General features: G+C 61.3%; 14 protein-coding genes. 11 read left to right on the top strand and 3 right to left on the bottom strand.

Features of this window, described 5'->3' with window-relative positions:
- Positions 1-43 precede the first annotated feature (43 nt).
- From AD665_RS04485 to fabI, 6 genes are read left to right on the top strand one after another with little or no spacing between them, the layout of a single operon-like run.
- Positions 44-1,876 carry an extracellular solute-binding protein gene (locus AD665_RS04485; RefSeq protein ID WP_053191095.1) on the top strand — a complete coding sequence of 611 codons (1,833 nt, stop codon included), beginning with the start codon at positions 44-46 and terminating at the stop codon, positions 1,874-1,876.
- On the top strand, positions 1,873-3,726 hold the full coding sequence (locus tag AD665_RS04480; protein ID WP_053191093.1) for an extracellular solute-binding protein: 1,854 nt from the start codon (positions 1,873-1,875) through the stop codon (positions 3,724-3,726). The genes AD665_RS04485 and AD665_RS04480 overlap by 4 nt, the downstream gene beginning before the upstream one ends.
- A gap of 4 nt (positions 3,727-3,730) precedes the next feature.
- A complete protein-coding gene (locus AD665_RS04475) occupies positions 3,731-4,804 on the top strand; it encodes a microcin C ABC transporter permease YejB (RefSeq protein WP_024777002.1) in 1,074 nt (357 codons plus the stop codon).
- Between the two features lies 1 nt (position 4,805).
- Positions 4,806-5,825: an ABC transporter permease gene (locus AD665_RS04470; RefSeq protein ID WP_024777003.1), complete on the top strand. Its 1,020-nt coding sequence runs from the start codon at positions 4,806-4,808 to the stop codon at positions 5,823-5,825.
- Position 5,826: 1 nt separating this feature from the next.
- Positions 5,827-7,437, top strand: a complete 1,611-nt coding sequence (locus tag AD665_RS04465; protein WP_024777004.1) for an ABC transporter ATP-binding protein — start codon at positions 5,827-5,829, stop codon at positions 7,435-7,437.
- Positions 7,438-7,456: 19 nt separating this feature from the next.
- Positions 7,457-8,251, top strand: a complete 795-nt coding sequence (fabI, locus tag AD665_RS04460) for an enoyl-ACP reductase FabI (protein WP_003202751.1) — start codon at positions 7,457-7,459, stop codon at positions 8,249-8,251.
- 139 nt (positions 8,252-8,390) lie between these two features.
- Here fabI and AD665_RS04455 read toward each other — a convergent pair whose 3' ends face one another.
- The gene (locus AD665_RS04455) at positions 8,391-9,353 is read right to left on the bottom strand and encodes a GGDEF domain-containing protein (RefSeq protein WP_053191091.1); all 963 of its coding nucleotides are present in this window, start codon (positions 9,351-9,353) and stop codon (positions 8,391-8,393) included.
- A 147-nt stretch (positions 9,354-9,500) separates the two neighbouring features.
- Here AD665_RS04455 and AD665_RS04450 point away from each other — a divergent pair, with 147 nt between their 5' ends.
- On the top strand, positions 9,501-10,325 hold the full coding sequence (locus AD665_RS04450) for a helix-turn-helix transcriptional regulator (protein WP_024777006.1): 825 nt from the start codon (positions 9,501-9,503) through the stop codon (positions 10,323-10,325).
- 85 nt (positions 10,326-10,410) lie between these two features.
- Here the strand turns inward: AD665_RS04450 and AD665_RS04445 are convergent, their stop codons facing one another.
- Positions 10,411-10,998, bottom strand: coding sequence for a LysE family translocator (locus tag AD665_RS04445; protein ID WP_024777007.1), 588 nt, complete (start codon positions 10,996-10,998; stop codon positions 10,411-10,413).
- A 177-nt stretch (positions 10,999-11,175) separates the two neighbouring features.
- Between AD665_RS04445 and AD665_RS04440 the strand changes: the two genes are divergently transcribed.
- Complete coding sequence (locus AD665_RS04440) at positions 11,176-12,630, top strand: TrkH family potassium uptake protein (protein ID WP_024777008.1); 1,455 nt, start codon at positions 11,176-11,178, stop codon at positions 12,628-12,630.
- A gap of 78 nt (positions 12,631-12,708) precedes the next feature.
- On the opposite strand, the gene AD665_RS04435 is transcribed toward AD665_RS04440, so the two are convergent.
- Positions 12,709-13,167, bottom strand: a complete 459-nt coding sequence (locus AD665_RS04435) for a hypothetical protein (protein ID WP_024777009.1) — start codon at positions 13,165-13,167, stop codon at positions 12,709-12,711.
- Between the two features lie 144 nt (positions 13,168-13,311).
- Between AD665_RS04435 and AD665_RS04430 the strand changes: the two genes are divergently transcribed.
- From AD665_RS04430 to AD665_RS04420, 3 genes are all read left to right on the top strand, one after another.
- Entirely contained in the window at positions 13,312-14,394 is a 1,083-nt protein-coding gene (locus AD665_RS04430) for a bifunctional transcriptional activator/DNA repair enzyme AdaA (RefSeq protein ID WP_024777010.1), read from the top strand.
- A 22-nt stretch (positions 14,395-14,416) separates the two neighbouring features.
- Positions 14,417-15,049, top strand: coding sequence for a DNA-3-methyladenine glycosylase family protein (locus AD665_RS04425; RefSeq protein ID WP_024777011.1), 633 nt, complete (start codon positions 14,417-14,419; stop codon positions 15,047-15,049).
- 82 nt (positions 15,050-15,131) lie between these two features.
- A complete protein-coding gene (locus tag AD665_RS04420; protein ID WP_053191089.1) occupies positions 15,132-15,620 on the top strand; it encodes a GFA family protein in 489 nt (162 codons plus the stop codon).
- Positions 15,621-15,677: the final 57 nt, after the last annotated feature.

Below are 15,677 nucleotides of genomic sequence, written 5' to 3'. Positions count from 1 at the left end.
TACAGGCCATGAAAGCCCAAGCCGCCTGGATCGGATACCAGACTTGATACGTCCCCTCCTCCCGCTCCTGATCAGCCTGGCCCTGAGCTTCCCCGCCAGCGCAACCATCAGCGAAAGCCATGGCTACGCACAATTTGGCACGCTCAAGTACCCGGCCCGATTTACCCACTTCGACTGGGTCAACCCGCAAGCGCCCAAGGGCGGTACCTTGCGAGTCATGGCATTCGGCACCTTCGATACGCTCAACCCCTATACCTTCAAGGGCAGCAGCCCGGTTTCCACACCCAATTTCCTGCAATACGGCATCAACGAGCTGAACGAGCCGCTGATGGTCGGCACGGGCCAGTACGCGCCTTCCGGCGATGAGCCGACGTCGAGCTATGGCCTGATCGCCCAGAGCGTGGAATACAACGAAAACCGCAGCTGGGTGGTCTTCAACCTGCGACCCGAGGCGCGGTTTCACGATGGCGTCCCGATCACTGCCTATGATGTGGCGTTCTCCTACCGGACGCTGCTCAAGGAAGGCCACCCGCAATACCGCACCAGCCTGCAGGAAGTGCTGCGGGTCGACATCCTCAATCCGCTGAAGATCCGTTTTGTCTTCAAGCGCTCGGGCAATCCGTTGCTGATCCTGCGCCTGGGCGAGCTACCGGTGCTGCCTCAGCATTACTGGAAAGACCGCGACTTCAAGTCCACCACGTTCGAGCCGCCCCTGGGCAGCGGACCCTACCGCATCACCAAGGTGCAGCCTGGCCGCCAACTGGTGTTCGAGCGGGTCAAGGACTACTGGGGCAAAGACCTTCCGGTCAATCGCGGCAAGTACAACTTCGACCGGATGGAAGTGGAGTTCTACCGCGACAGCGACGTGGCCTTCGAAGCCTTCAAGGCGGGCGAGTTCGACATCTACATCGAACACCAGGCCAAGAACTGGGCCAACGGTTATGACTTTCCGGCGGTCAACCGTGGCGACGTGATCAAGGCGCAGATCGCCCACCAGATCCCGACGCAGACCCAGGGCCTGTTCATGAACACCCGGCGCAGCACGTTCGCCGAGATCAAGGTGCGAGAGGCCCTGGGGTTGATGTTCGACTTCGAGTGGACCAACCGCACGCTGTTCAGCAGCGCCTACAAACGCACCCTCAGTTACTACCCCAACAGCGAATTTTCCGCCAGTGACCTGCCGGTGGGCCACGAATGGCTGTTGCTCAAGCCATACCGTGAACAATTGCCGCCCCGGCTGTTCACCGAACCCTTCAGCCTGCCCCATACCGACGGTCGCGGCATTCCCCGGGAAACCCTGCGCAAGGCCCTCGGGCTGCTGAAAGAGGCCGGATGGACCCTCCACGGCCAGCGTCTGTTGAACAGCGACAGCAAGCCCCTGAGTTTCGAGATCCTGCTGGTGAACCCGAACCTGGAGCGCATCCTGCAGCCCTACGTCGAGAACCTCACCAACATCGGCATCCAGGCCCGTCTGCGCACCGTGGATCGCGCCCAGTACAAACAGCGCCTGGACCAGTTCGACTTCGACATGGTCCTGCTGACCCTGAACCAGACGCTCAGCCCGGGCCTGGAGCAATGGCAGTACTTCCATTCCAGCCAGGTCGGAGTCAAGGGCAGCAAGAATTACGCCGGGATCGCCAACCCCGTGGTCGACCACTTGCTGGAAAAACTGCTCGCCGCCCAGACCCGCGACGAACAGGTTGCCGCCGGCAGAGCCCTGGACCGTGTACTGTTGTGGCAGCACTACTGCATTCCCAACTGGTATCTGAATTATCATCGCCTGGCCTACCGTAACCGGTTCGCCTTTGTCACCACGCCGCCCTACACCCTGGGCCTGAGCGCGTGGTGGCTGAAATCTTCGGAGAAAGATCAATGAAGCCTTTACGCGCCCTGCTCCTGCAGGCCGGTGGCCTACTTTTCGCCGGGCTGGCCTGCGCCGCGCCGCAGCACGCCTTGACCCTGTACAACGAGCCACCGAAATATCCGGCCGATTTCAAGCACTTCAACTATGTGAACCCGGACGCGCCCAAGGGCGGGATATTCCGCCAGGGTGGCTTTGGCAGCTTCGACAGCCTCAACCCGTTCATCAGCAAAGGCGTGCCGGCTGATGACATCGGCCTGATCTACGACACCCTGGCCAAGCAAGGCCTCGACGAACCCTTCACCGAATACGGCCTGCTCGCCGAAAAAATCGAGAAAGCCCCGGACAATGCCTGGGTGCGTTTCTACCTGCGTCCCGAAGCCCGGTTCCACGACGGCCATCCGGTACGCGCCGAAGACGTGGTCTTTAGCTTCCAGACCCTGACCAAGGACGGCGCACCGATGTTCCGCGGCTATTACAACGACGTCGCCGAAGTCATCGCCGAAGACCCGCTCAAGGTGCTGTTCAAGTTCAAGCACACGAACAACCGCGAACTGCCGCTGATCCTCGGCCAACTGCCGGTGTTGCCCAAGCACTGGTGGGCTGATCGCGACTTCAACTCGGGTAACCTGGAGCCCCCCCTGGGCAGCGGCCCCTACAGGGTCGCCGAGGTGAAAGCCGGACGCTCGATCCGCTATGAACGGGTCAAGGACTATTGGGGCAAGGACCTGCCGGTCAATCGCGGCTTCTACAACTTCGATGTGCTGACCACCGACTACTACCGCGACAACACCGTCGCGGTCGAGGCCCTGAAAGCCGGGCAGTTCGATTTCTGGCTGGAAATGACCGCCAAGAACTGGGCCAACGCCTACAACATCCCGGCCGTCGCCGAAGGCCGGCTGATCAAGGAACAGATTCCCAACGGCAACCCCACCGGCATGCAGGGCTTCGTCTACAACCTCCGTCGCCCGGTGTTCCAGGACGTGCGGGTGCGCAAGGCCCTGAGCCTGCTGCTGGACTTCGAATGGACCAATAAGCAACTGTTCAACGGCGCCTATGCCCGCACCCGCAGTTATTTCGAGAATTCGGAAATGGCTGCCACTGGCCTGCCCGGTGAAGACGAACTGAAAATCCTCGAGCCCCTGCGCGGCAAGATTCCCGAGCAAGTCTTCACCGAAGCGTTCCAGCCTTCGATATGCGATGGCAGCGGCATGATCCGCGAGCAGCAGCGCAAGGCCTATCAGTTGCTGCAAGAAGCCGGCTGGCGCATCGTCGACGACAAGATGGTCGATACCCAGGGCAAACCGGTGGTGCTGGAGTTCCTGCTGGCACAGACCGAATTCGAACGGGTGCTGCTACCGTTCAAGCGCAACCTGAGTGACCTGGGCATCGAGCTGGTGATCCGTCGGGTCGACGTGTCCCAGTACGTCAACCGCGTGCGCTCCCGGGATTTCGATCTGATGGTGGGCAGCTTCCCGCAGTCCAGCTCGCCGGGTAACGAGCAGCGCGAGTTCTGGATGTCGGCCGCCGCCGACAGGCCCGGCAGCCGCAATACCATGGGTTTGAAGGATCCGGCCGTCGACGATCTGGTGGAACAACTGATCAACGCCGACTCACGCAAGAGCCTGGTGGCCCACGCCCGAGCCCTGGATCGCGTGCTCCAATGGGGCTACTACGTGATTCCCAACTGGCACATCAAGACCTGGCGCGTGGCCTACTGGAACCACATCGCTCATCCGAAAGTCACGCCGACCTATGACATCGGCACGACCACCTGGTGGGTCAAGCCGGACACCAAACCTGCCGATGAAGTAAAGCAAGTGATCGAACAACAGAACAACGCTGCCCCGGCGAGCGTGGAGTAACCCGATGCTGGCTTATATTTTCCGGCGGCTGCTGCTGATTATCCCGACCCTGTTCGGCATTCTGCTGATCAACTTCATCATCATCCAGGCCGCGCCCGGAGGGCCGGTGGAGCAGATGATCGCCAAGCTCGAAGGCTTCGAAGGCGCCACCAGCCGCATCGCCGGCGGCGGCGCGGAAGTGTCGGTGGCCGGTTCGTCCTATCGCGGCGCCCAGGGCCTGGACCCGGCGCTGGTCAAGGAAATCGAGCGCATGTACGGCTTCGACAAGTCGGCGCCCGAACGCCTGTGGATCATGATCAAGAACTACGCCCACCTGGATTTCGGCGACAGTTTCTTCCGCGACGCCAAGGTCATTGACCTGATCAAGGAAAAGATGCCGGTGTCCATCTCTCTCGGGCTATGGAGCACGCTGATCATGTACCTTGTGTCGATCCCACTGGGGATCGCCAAGGCCACGCGGCATGGCAGCCATTTTGACGTATGGACCAGTTCGGCGATCATCATCGGCTATGCAATTCCGTCATTCCTGTTTGCCATCCTGCTGATCGTGGTGTTCGCCGGTGGCAGCTATTTCGACTGGTTTCCGTTGCGCGGGCTGACCTCGAACAATTTCGACCAACTGACCTGGGGAGGCAAGATCCTCGATTATTTCTGGCACCTGGCGCTACCAGTGACGGCTCTGGTCATCGGCAACTTCGCTACGATGACCCTGCTGACCAAAAACAGCTTCCTCGATGAGATCAACAAACAATACGTGGTCACCGCCAAGGCCAAGGGCCTGACCCGCAACCGGGTGCTCTACGGCCATGTGTTCCGCAACGCCATGCTGCTGGTGATCGCCGGTTTCCCTTCGGCATTTATTGGCATTTTCTTCACCGGCTCCTTGCTGGTGGAGGTGATTTTCTCCCTCGACGGCCTCGGGCTGATGAGTTTCGAAGCGGCCATCAACCGCGATTACCCGGTGGTCTTCGGCACCCTGTTCATCTTCACCCTGCTGGGGCTGGTGGTGAAGCTGATCGGTGACCTGACCTACACCTTCGTCGATCCACGCATCGACTTCGAAAGCCGGGAGCATTGAGATGAACCTGTCCCCCCTCAATCGCCGCCGGCTCGAACTGTTCAAGGCAAACAAGCGTGGCTGGTGGTCGCTGTGGCTGTTCCTGATCCTGTTCGTGCTCAGCCTGGGCGCCGAACTGATCGCCAACGACAAGCCCCTGCTGGTGCATTACGACGGTGGCTGGTACTTCCCGGCCCTCAAGCGCTACCCGGAAACCACCTTCGGCGGCGAATTTCCGCTGGAAGCCAACTACAAGAGCCCATACATCCGCGACTTGCTGGCAGCCAAGGATGCCTGGGTGCTGTGGGCACCGATTCCGTTCAGCTACCAGAGCATCAACTACGACCTGAAGGTCCCGGCCCCCGCGCCTCCCTCCGAGGTAAACTGGCTGGGCACCGACGACCAGGGCCGCGATGTACTGGCCCGAGTGATCTATGGTTTCCGCATTTCGGTACTGTTCGCCCTGACCCTGACATTGCTCAGCTCGATCATTGGCGTCATTGCCGGCGCCTTGCAGGGGTTCTATGGCGGTTGGGTCGACCTGGCCGGCCAGCGGTTCCTGGAAATCTGGTCCGGCCTGCCGGTGCTTTACCTGCTGATTATCCTGGCCAGCTTCGTCCAGCCCAATTTCTGGTGGCTGCTGGGGATCATGCTGCTGTTCTCCTGGATGAGCCTTGTGGACGTGGTGCGCGCCGAGTTCCTGCGTGGGCGCAACCTCGAATATGTGCGCGCCGCCCGAGCCCTGGGCATGCAGAACGGTGCGATCATGTTCCGTCATATCCTGCCCAACGCCATGGTTTCGACCATGACATTCATGCCTTTCATCCTTACCGGCGCCATCGGCACCCTCACCGCCCTGGACTTCCTCGGTTTCGGCCTGCCTGCCGGCGCGCCGTCCCTGGGCGAACTGGTGGCCCAAGGCAAATCCAACCTCCAGGCGCCCTGGCTGGGCATCAGCGCATTCGCCGTACTCGCGATCATGCTGAGCCTGCTGGTGTTCATCGGCGAGTCCGCTCGCGATGCCTTCGATCCGAGGAAGTGAAATGAACCAGGACAATCTGATCGAAGTCCGCGACCTGGCGGTGGAGTTCGTTGTCGGGCAACACCGCCAGCGCGTGATCGAGGGTGTCAGCTTCGACATCAAGCGCGGCGAAACCCTGGCACTGGTGGGGGAAAGCGGCTCGGGCAAGTCGGTGACTGCCCACTCGATCCTGCGGCTGCTGCCCTACCCGCTGGCCCACCATCCCACCGGCGCCATTCAGTACGCCGGGCAGAATATGCTGGGGCTGAAGGAAAAAACCATCCGTCACATCCGTGGCAACCGGATCGCGATGATCTTCCAGGAGCCGATGACGTCCCTCAATCCGCTGCACTCCATAGGCAAGCAGATCAATGAAGTGCTCGGCCTGCACAAGGGCCTGATTGGCAAGGTCGCGACCCGACGGACCGTTGAGTTGCTGGAACTGGTGGGCATCCCCGAGCCGCACAAGCGCCTCAAGGCCCTGCCCCACGAACTGTCAGGCGGTCAGCGCCAACGGGTGATGATCGCCATGGCCCTGGCCAACGAGCCGGAACTGCTGATCGCCGACGAGCCGACCACGGCCCTGGACGTCACCGTCCAGCTGAAAATCCTCGATCTGCTCAAGGATCTGCAGGCACGATTGGGCATGTCGCTGCTGCTGATCAGCCACGATTTGAACCTTGTGCGAAGAATTGCGCATCGCGTATGTGTCATGCAGCGCGGTTGCATCGTCGAACAGGCATCGTGCGAGGAGTTGTTCCGCGCGCCGCAGCATCCGTACACTCGGGAACTACTGGGTGCAGAACCCAGCGGCACCCCGGCAAACAACGTTGTCGGTCCGCCGTTGTTGCAGGTCGAGGACCTGAAAGTCTGGTTCCCGATCAAGAAAGGCCTGTTCAAGCGCACGGTGGATTACATCAAGGCCGTGGACGGCATTCGCTTCAGCCTGCCCCAGGGCCAGACCCTGGGCATCGTCGGCGAGAGCGGTTCCGGCAAGTCCACCCTGGGGCTGGCGATCTTGCGGTTGATCGGCAGCCAGGGCGGGATCCGCTTCGAAGGCAAGCAGCTGGACAGCCTGACGCAGCAACAGGTACGACCGCTGCGCCGGGAGATGCAAGTGGTGTTTCAGGACCCGTTTGGTAGCCTGAGCCCGCGGATGTGTGTGGGCCAGATCGTCGGTGAAGGCCTGCGGATCCATAAGATCGGCACCGAAGCCGAACAGGAACAAGCGATAATCGCGGCATTGAAGGAGGTAGGCCTGGACCCGGACACCCGGAACCGCTACCCCCATGAGTTTTCCGGAGGGCAACGGCAGCGTATCGCCATTGCCCGGGCCCTGGTGCTCAAGCCGGCGTTGATTCTGCTGGATGAACCGACGTCGGCCCTGGACCGTACCGTGCAACGCCAGGTGGTGGAGCTGTTGCGGTCGCTGCAAACCAAGTACAACCTGACGTACCTGTTTATCAGCCATGACCTGGCTGTCGTCAAAGCGCTGAGCCACCAACTGATGGTGGTCAAGCATGGCCAAGTGGTCGAACAAGGTGATGCCCGCAGCATATTCGCCGCGCCGCAACACCCCTATACACAGCAGTTGCTGGAGGCCGCCTTCCTGGCCCCAACAACTGCCGAATAACCTGAAAGAGGAGCAACACATGGGTTTTCTCGCCGGTAAGCGCGTACTGATCGTCGGTGTCGCCAGCAAGCTGTCCATCGCATCCGGCATCGCCGCCGCCATGCATCGCGAGGGCGCTGAACTTGCCTTCACTTATCAGAACGACAAACTCAAGGGTCGTGTCGAAGAGTTCGCCCAAGGCTGGGGTTCGAGCCCTGAGCTGTGCTTCCCGTGCGACGTGGCCAGCGATGAAGAAATCGCCAAGGTCTTCGAAGAATTGAGCAAGAAGTGGGACGGCCTGGACTGCATCGTGCACTCCGTGGGCTTCGCCCCGGGCGACCAGCTGGACGGCGACTTCACCGAAGCCACCACCCGTGAGGGCTTCCGCATCGCCCACGACATCAGCGCCTACAGCTTCGTTGCCCTGGCCAAGGCTGGCCGCGAAATGATGAAAGGCCGCAACGGCAGCCTGCTGACCCTGTCGTACCTGGGTGCCGAGCGCACCATGCCGAACTACAACGTCATGGGCATGGCCAAGGCTTCCCTGGAAGCCGGCGTGCGCTACCTGGCCGGCTCCCTGGGCCCGGACGGCACCCGCGTCAACTGTGTCTCGGCAGGTCCGATCCGCACCCTCGCCGCTTCCGGCATCAAGAACTTCCGCAAGATGCTGGCCGCCAACGAAGCGCAAACCCCGCTGCGTCGCAACGTCACCATCGAAGAAGTCGGCAACGCCGGCGCCTTCCTGTGCTCCGACCTGGCGTCGGGCATCAGCGGTGAAATCATGTACGTGGACGGCGGCTTCAACACCACCGCCATGGGCAACATCGAAGAGTAATCTTCGCCGCGCCTGAAAAACGCCGCTCGCCCTGAAAAGGACGAGCGGCGTTTTTTTTCATTCCCGATGCCCCAGCCCCCATTTCCCTTGTGCGAGCCTGCTCGCGATGGCGGTGTTCAGTTGCAGGTGTTGGAGGGCATCAGCACCGTTTGCCCTGTTTATGGGCATACATGGCTGCGTCGGCGTCAGCCAGCAAGCTGTTGATCGATTCGTGGTGTTGTGGCCCGTACTCGACCTGCCCGACGCTGAAGCGGATGTCGTAGCCGCGCTGCAGCATCGCATTGCGCTCATCGAGGACTTCCCGGAGTCGCGCCATGATCGCCGAGATCTCGACATGGGAAGAGCCGGTGAGCAAGGCCACGAACTCATCACCGCCCAGACGACCGATCACGTCGCTTTCGCGAAAGGCGATGCGCAGCACGTCGGCGAAGGTTTTCAGCGCGCGATCACCCTCGGCATGCCCGAAGCGGTCGTTGATGGGTTTGAAATCATTGAGGTCGAAGTACAGCAGCGTCGCCGGTCGCGATAGGCGCTCACACACGTCCAGCGCATGTTGGGCCAGTGTCCTGAAGCCACGTCGATTGGACAGCAGGGTCAGTTCGTCCATGCTCGCCATCTGCACGGCGACCATTTCCTGCTCGGCCATGCGCGCCAGGTCGCGCAGCAGCTCGCGCTCTTCGTCATCGAGCTTGCGCGGACGGGTATCGATCAGGCATAGCGTCCCCAGCTTGCTGCCACCCTCCAGCCTCAACGGTTGCCCCGCATAGAAGCGAATGCCGGGGTCACCCGTGACCAACGGATTGTCTCGAAAGCGTTCGTCCTGCTCCGCGTCGCTAACCTCCATGATCTGATCCTGCAAGATCGCATGCCCACAGAAGGAAATCGCCCGCGGCGTTTCACTGATGTTCATGCCACTCCTGGATTTGAACCACTGCCGGTTGGTATCCACCAGGGACACCAGCGCGATAGGCACATCGAACAGGCGTCGAGCGAGGCGGGTCAATCGATCGAAGCGCTCTTCGGGTGCGGTATCGAGCAGTTTCAGCGATTGCAGAGTCTTGAGACGGACGGCTTCGTCGTCAGGTTTACCTGGTTCGAGCATCGGTCACTCCGTTGTCGGTACTGGTTCCAGTCTAGCCCAGCCCCACTCCGCTTCCACCGCTGATGAGGTCGCATGACTGAATCAGACGGGCATTTGCCGACGAGGGCTTATACACTGCGACACAGGTTCAATAAGAGGCGCTGACCGATGAAGCCCGTCCCCCAGGATTCCGCCCCCCGTTTCTGGCGCGATGCGGCCTTGCCCTTCATTGAAGCCCGGGCCATCGCGGATGGGCGCAAGGTCTGTTATTCACGGCATTCCCACGACCATTTCTCCATCGGGGCGATCACTGCCGGATGCAGCACCTACGTGCATGAGCAGTCGAATTTCAAAGTCGAAAGCGGCACCGTGGTGCTGATGAACCCTGGGGATGTCCATGCCTGCAACCCGATTGACGATCAGCCATGGTCATACGTGATGCTCTACGTCGACACCCTGTGGCTGAGGGACCTGCAACGGCGGATCGGCTTTGACGAGCAGCTGGATTTCCAGGGCTTTGCCACCACCCACAGCCGCGATGCCGAGCTGTTTGCCGCGTTGCAAGGGTTGTATGGGCAATTGGTGGATGAACGGCTCGCCCCCCCGTCCAAACAGGCCGCCGCCGAGGCGTTCTTCATCGATCTGCAACAGCGCCTCAACCCGGCGGGACGTCCGGACCGGGGCAGCCATCCCGGTTTGATGCGAGCGGCACAGTTCATCCACGACCATTGCGCCGAAGCCTTGAAGCTCGAAGACATCTGCAGCGCCGCTCAACTGTCACCGTCCTACCTGAGCCGGGCTTTCAAGCGCCATTACGGGATGACGCCCCATGCCTTCCTGGTCAATCGCCGGATCCAGTTCGCCCGCCGGCAATTGCGCGAAGGCAAGCTGATCGCCGACGTCGCCCTGGACAGCGGATTCGCCGACCAGGCGCATTTCCAGCGAGCGTTCAAGCAGCACCTGGCGGCGACGCCAGGGCAGTATCGCGGCTGACACGGGCCATCGGGTGATCCCCTGTGGCGAGGGGATTTATCCCCTCGCCACAAAAAAGCGTGCAGGTCAAAACACCCGAGATACCTCAAGGCAGCAACAAATACACCGCACTGGCTACCAACAACCCCGCCATCGTCCGATTGAACCAGCGCATGGTCGCCGGATTGCCCAGCCAGTTGCGCAGGAAACTGCCCGCATACGCCCAGCACCCCACGGAAACGTAGCAGATCACCAGGTAGACGGCTGCGAATTGCCAGACCAGCCTCGCTTCACCATCGGCCACGAAGGCGCCCATTCCCGCGACACAGGCCAGCCAGGCCTTGGGGTTGAGCCATTGCATCAGTGCCCCATGGAACATCGAGGGCGCGCGCCCTTCATCCGCGCTTCCCAGGTGTCCGTTATCCCGGGCCAGCTTCCAGGCCATGAACAACAGGAACGCCACGCCGCCCAACTGCACCACTCGCGTGAGGTCGGGCCAGCGCTGCAGGACTTCGTGCAAACCCAGCCCCATCAACACCAGCAGCAGGACGAAGCCCAAGGTTGCACCGGCCACATGGCGCAACGTCGCACGAAAGCCGTACCGGGCCCCGGAGCTGAGGGCTACGATATTGACCGGGCCGGGCGTGATGGAGGCGACAAGCGCAAACGCCGCCATGGAGAAAAACAGAGTCATCGCATACCTTCTTCATGTTGGTGAGGTGGCGCACACAGTAAATCTGCGAAAGACGCAGGTATTGAACAAAACTGCCCATTGCAACCACGCGGTATCGCGGTGATTTTTATGTAAATTTTATGCAGTATCCGGCCTGTGGAGCCGATACTGTGCGGCTCATTCAGTCAGGCGTGCCCTATGTCCTTTGCGGTATTGCGATTCATTGGTTTCATTCTCGGTATTTTCCTGATCACTCTGGCCGCGAGCATGGTGATTCCGCTCATCACGCTGATGATCTATGGGCGGAACGATGACCTCTCGGCATTTTTATGGTCGAGCCTGATCACCTTCACCTGTGGCATCGCGCTGGTCGCTCGCGGACGACCCGCACACACGCAGATGCGCCCTCGGGACATGTACCTGTTGACGACCGCCAGTTGGGTCGTTGTCTGCATGTTCTGCGCACTGCCGCTGGTGTTGATCCAGCACATCAGCTACACCGACGCCTTCTTCGAGACCATGTCCGGTATCACCACCACTGGCTCGACCGTCCTGACCGGACTGGACAGCGCATCCCCCGGTCTGTTGATCTGGCGCTCGATGCTGCAATGGCTTGGCGGGATCGGTTTTATCGGCATGGCGGTGGCGGTCTTGCCGCTGCTGCGGGTCGGCGGCATGCGGCTGTTCCAGACCGAGTCGTCGGATTGGTCGGAAAAGGTCACGCCGCGCTCCCACGTCGCGGCAAACTACATTCTGTGGATCTATATAGGTTTGAGCGCCCTGGCAGCCCTGGCCTTGTGGCTGGCAGGCATGACGCCTTTCGAAGCGATCAATCACGCGATGTCCCTGATCTCCACGGGTGGCTTTTCCACGTCGGACTCCTCCCTGGCGCACTGGCCTCAGCCGGCCATCCATTGGGTATCGGTCGTCGTCATGATGGCCGGTTCACTGCCATTTACCTTGTATGTAGCCACCTTGCGGGGCAACAGGCGAGCGTTGCTCAAGGACCAGCAAGTCAGGGGATTTATCGGCTTTTTGGTCGTCACCTGGCTCGTGGTTGGAACATGGCTGAGCCTGAACAGTGACTACACATGGTGGGATGCGGTCCGTATCGTGGCCGTCAACGTGACTTCCGTGGTCACCACCACGGGCGTTGCGCTAGGCGACTACACCCTTTGGGGCAGCTTTGCCTTGTTATTGTTCTTCTATCTCACGTTCGTCGGCGGTTGTTCCGGATCAACCGCCGGTGGCCTGAAGATCTTTCGCTTTCAGGTGGCCCGAGCCTTGCTGATGGGCAGCTTGAAACAATTGATCCATCCGCGGGCAGTGATCCAGAAGAAATACAACAACCATCCCATCGATGAAGACATTGCCCGCTCGCTGCTGACGTTTTCATTTTTCTTCGCCATTACCATCGGCGCTATCGCCCTGGGGCTGGCACTGATCGGCCTGGACTGGACAACAGCCCTGACCGGCGCAGCTACCGCCGTGTGCAACGTGGGACCGGGGCTGGGGTCGATCATCGGGCCGGCGGGCAACTTCTCGACATTGCCGGATGCCGCAAAATGGCTGTTGACCGTTGGCATGTTGCTCGGTCGCCTGGAGATCCTGACCGTCCTGGTATTGTTCACACCCGTATTCTGGAAGTACTGAACCCTTCGGTTCTTTTGCAAAATACGCGGCAAAAAAACCGCGCCGCCTCGATAGAGGCAGCGCGGTTTTTTCGGACAATCAGCGGTCGTTCTTGATTGAAGAGCTGGTCGCGTTGGTCAGTCCTTTAGTGTTGTGGGTACCGGGTGTGGTGTCGGAGATTGCCGAAGCCTTGGTCAAGCCGCGGGTGTCGCGATCATTGGCAATGCTCGACGTGACCGATGCATGGCTCGTACGGTCAGTGCGAGTGGTCCCGGTGTGTTTGCCGCTCACGCCATGATCGCGGGTGCGTGTCGCGGTGCCGGTGTGATCGCTGCTCAGGCCCTTGCCATGGCCACTGGAGTCGCTGGATTTGCCGTTGCCGCCGCCATTGCCTCCGCCGCTGCCGCCTCCGTTGCCACCGCCATGACCGCCCCCATTTCCACCCCCAGCAGCATAGCTCGCGCCGATGGGCGACAGATCCGCCGGCAGCAAGGCAGACGCCCCTAGCATCAGGGTGCAGACTGCGGCGACAATTAATGACTTCTTGTGCTTGGACATGTTGTCTCCGAAAGACAAAATCAACGGTTGAACCTTTAAGAGTCAAAGGTTCAGTTTTTGTTCGCGGTTGTCCGACCAACGACAGAAAATTCACTGTCGATTTTTCGGTGGAGCTGTACCGGATGCAGCTCTATGCTCAGCCCCATGAACAGACAAGACTCGCTGCTCCCACCCCACGCCGAGATGGTCCGCGCCATGCTCGAACGAGACACCGCTTACGAGGGGGTGTTCTTCACCGCGGTCAAGACCACCGGCATTTTCTGTCGCCCCGCCTGCACGGCGCGCAAACCCAAACCGGAGAACGTGGAGTTCTTCGCCCATGCCGACGAAGCCATGTCAGCCGGTTACCGCGCCTGCCTGCGCTGCAAGCCCCTGGATGCAGCCGCCATCGCACCGGACTGGATCCAGGCGCTGCTCAAGGCCGTGGACACTGAACCCGATCTGCGCTGGACAGACGCCCTGCTGCTGGAACAGGGCATCGAGCCCTTGAAACTGCGGCGCTGGTTCAAGCAGCATTTCGGCATGACCTTCCACGCGTACCTGCGGACCCGGCGCCTGGGCATCGCCCTGGGGGGGATCAAGGATGGCAACTCCATCGACAACGCGGCGTTCGATTCGGGCTATGAGTCCCTGAGCGGCTTTCGCGATGCGTTCGTAAAATCTTTCCACATCACGCCTGGCCGCGCAGCCCGCAGTGAACCCCTGCTGTTCACGCGCCTGACCACGCCATTGGGGCCGATGCTGGCCATGGCCGAACGACGCGGACTGGTACTGCTGGAGTTTCTCGACCGCCCCGCCCTGACCCGGGAAATCGAGGAGCTGCAACAGCGCTACGGCTACACCGTCGCGCCGGGGCACAACGCGCACTTGCAGCAGATCGAAACCGAACTGACGGATTATTTCGCCGGGAACCTCACGACATTCAATGTCCCGTTGCACATGCCTGGCAGTGCGTTCGCCGTGCGGGTCTGGGCCGAACTGCAAAAAATCCCCTATGGCGAGACTCGCAGCTATGGCGCCATCGCCGCCGTACTCGGTAGCCCTGGCGCCAGCCGTGCCGTGGGGCTGGCCAATGGTCAGAATCGCCTGGCCATCGTTGTACCGTGCCACCGGGTGATCGGTGCAGACGGTTCCTTGACCGGCTATGGTGGTGGGCAACCGCGCAAGGCCTTCCTGCTGCGCCTGGAAAAAGCCGCGGTGCAGGTTACCCTGCCCCTGGCGTTCTGATCAGTCCGAGGACAACGCCCTGATGCCCGTGCCGTACCACGATGCCAGCGTCTTTCTTGCCAACCTCGATGAAGATTGGCGGCGCCATGTCGAAACGACCGGCCCCTGCCTGCTGCAACCCAGACCGGCCCGCGATCCCTACGAAGTCCTGGTACGGGCCATTGCCTACCAGCAGCTGCACGCCCGGGCCGGCGATGCGATCTTCGGCCGGTTGCTGGCGTTGTTCCCGACGCAGACCTTCCCCAGGCCGGAGCAGATCCTGGCGACCGACTTCGAACAGCTGCGCGGTTGCGGATTCTCCGCCAGCAAGATCGCGACCATCCAGGGCATCGCCCAGGCGGCCCTGGATGGCGTGGTGCCGGACTATCCGACGGCGCTGGCCATGGACGACGAAGCCTTGATCGAGCGCCTGGTCACCCTGCGCGGCGTCGGACGCTGGACCGTGGAGATGTTGCTGATCTACAGCCTGGAGCGGCAGGATATCCTGCCAGTGGACGACTTCGGTGTGCGCGAAGGCTATCGACGCCTGAAGGGCCTTGAACAACAACCCGGCCGCAAGCAGATGATCGACATTGGCCTGGCCTGGAGCCCCTACCGGACGGTGGCGGCTTGGTATCTGTGGCGGGTGCCGGTGCCTGCCCGTGGGACCGTGTGATCGCCAAGGCGTCGGACCAGTCACCCTGCACACCAACCGTCTACGCTGTCCCGGGTCATTCCATCTCCCATCGGAGGCTCCCATGCAGCTCGAAGGTTCCTGCCATTGCGGCGAGGTGTCATTCAGCCTGACCTGTGCCCACCCCTATCCTTACCAGCGCTGTTACTGCTCGATCTGTCGCAAGACCCAGGGCGGGGGTGGTTTTGCGATCAACCTGGGCGGCGATGCCCGCAGCCTCAAGGTGCGCGGTCGCCGGCACATCTCGATCTACCATGCGCGACTCAAGAACGAAGGCGATAAACGCGCCCACCGCAGCAGTGCCGAACGGCATTTCTGCTCTCTTTGCGGTTCCGGATTATGGCTGTTCAGCCCCGAATGGCCGGAACTGATTCACCCTTTCGCCTCGGCCATCGACACGCCGCTGCAGGTTCCGCCGGAGCACACCCACCTGATGCTCGGTTCCAAAGCACCCTGGGTTGAAGTCGAAGCGCATCCGGGCGACCAGCGGTTCGAGGTTTACCCCGAGGAATCCATCGCCCAGTGGCATGAGCGCCTGGGGTTGACGGCTTAAGGCCCCATCGCGAGCAGGCTCGCTCCCACATGGAAACGCATTCCCCCTGTGGGAGCG

It is taken from the genome of Pseudomonas corrugata, from assembly GCF_001269905.1.
GTDB lineage: Bacteria > Pseudomonadota > Gammaproteobacteria > Pseudomonadales > Pseudomonadaceae > Aquipseudomonas > Aquipseudomonas corrugata.
Note: the sequence above shows the minus strand (reverse complement) of the source record. Positions and strands in the feature narration are given on the sequence as shown.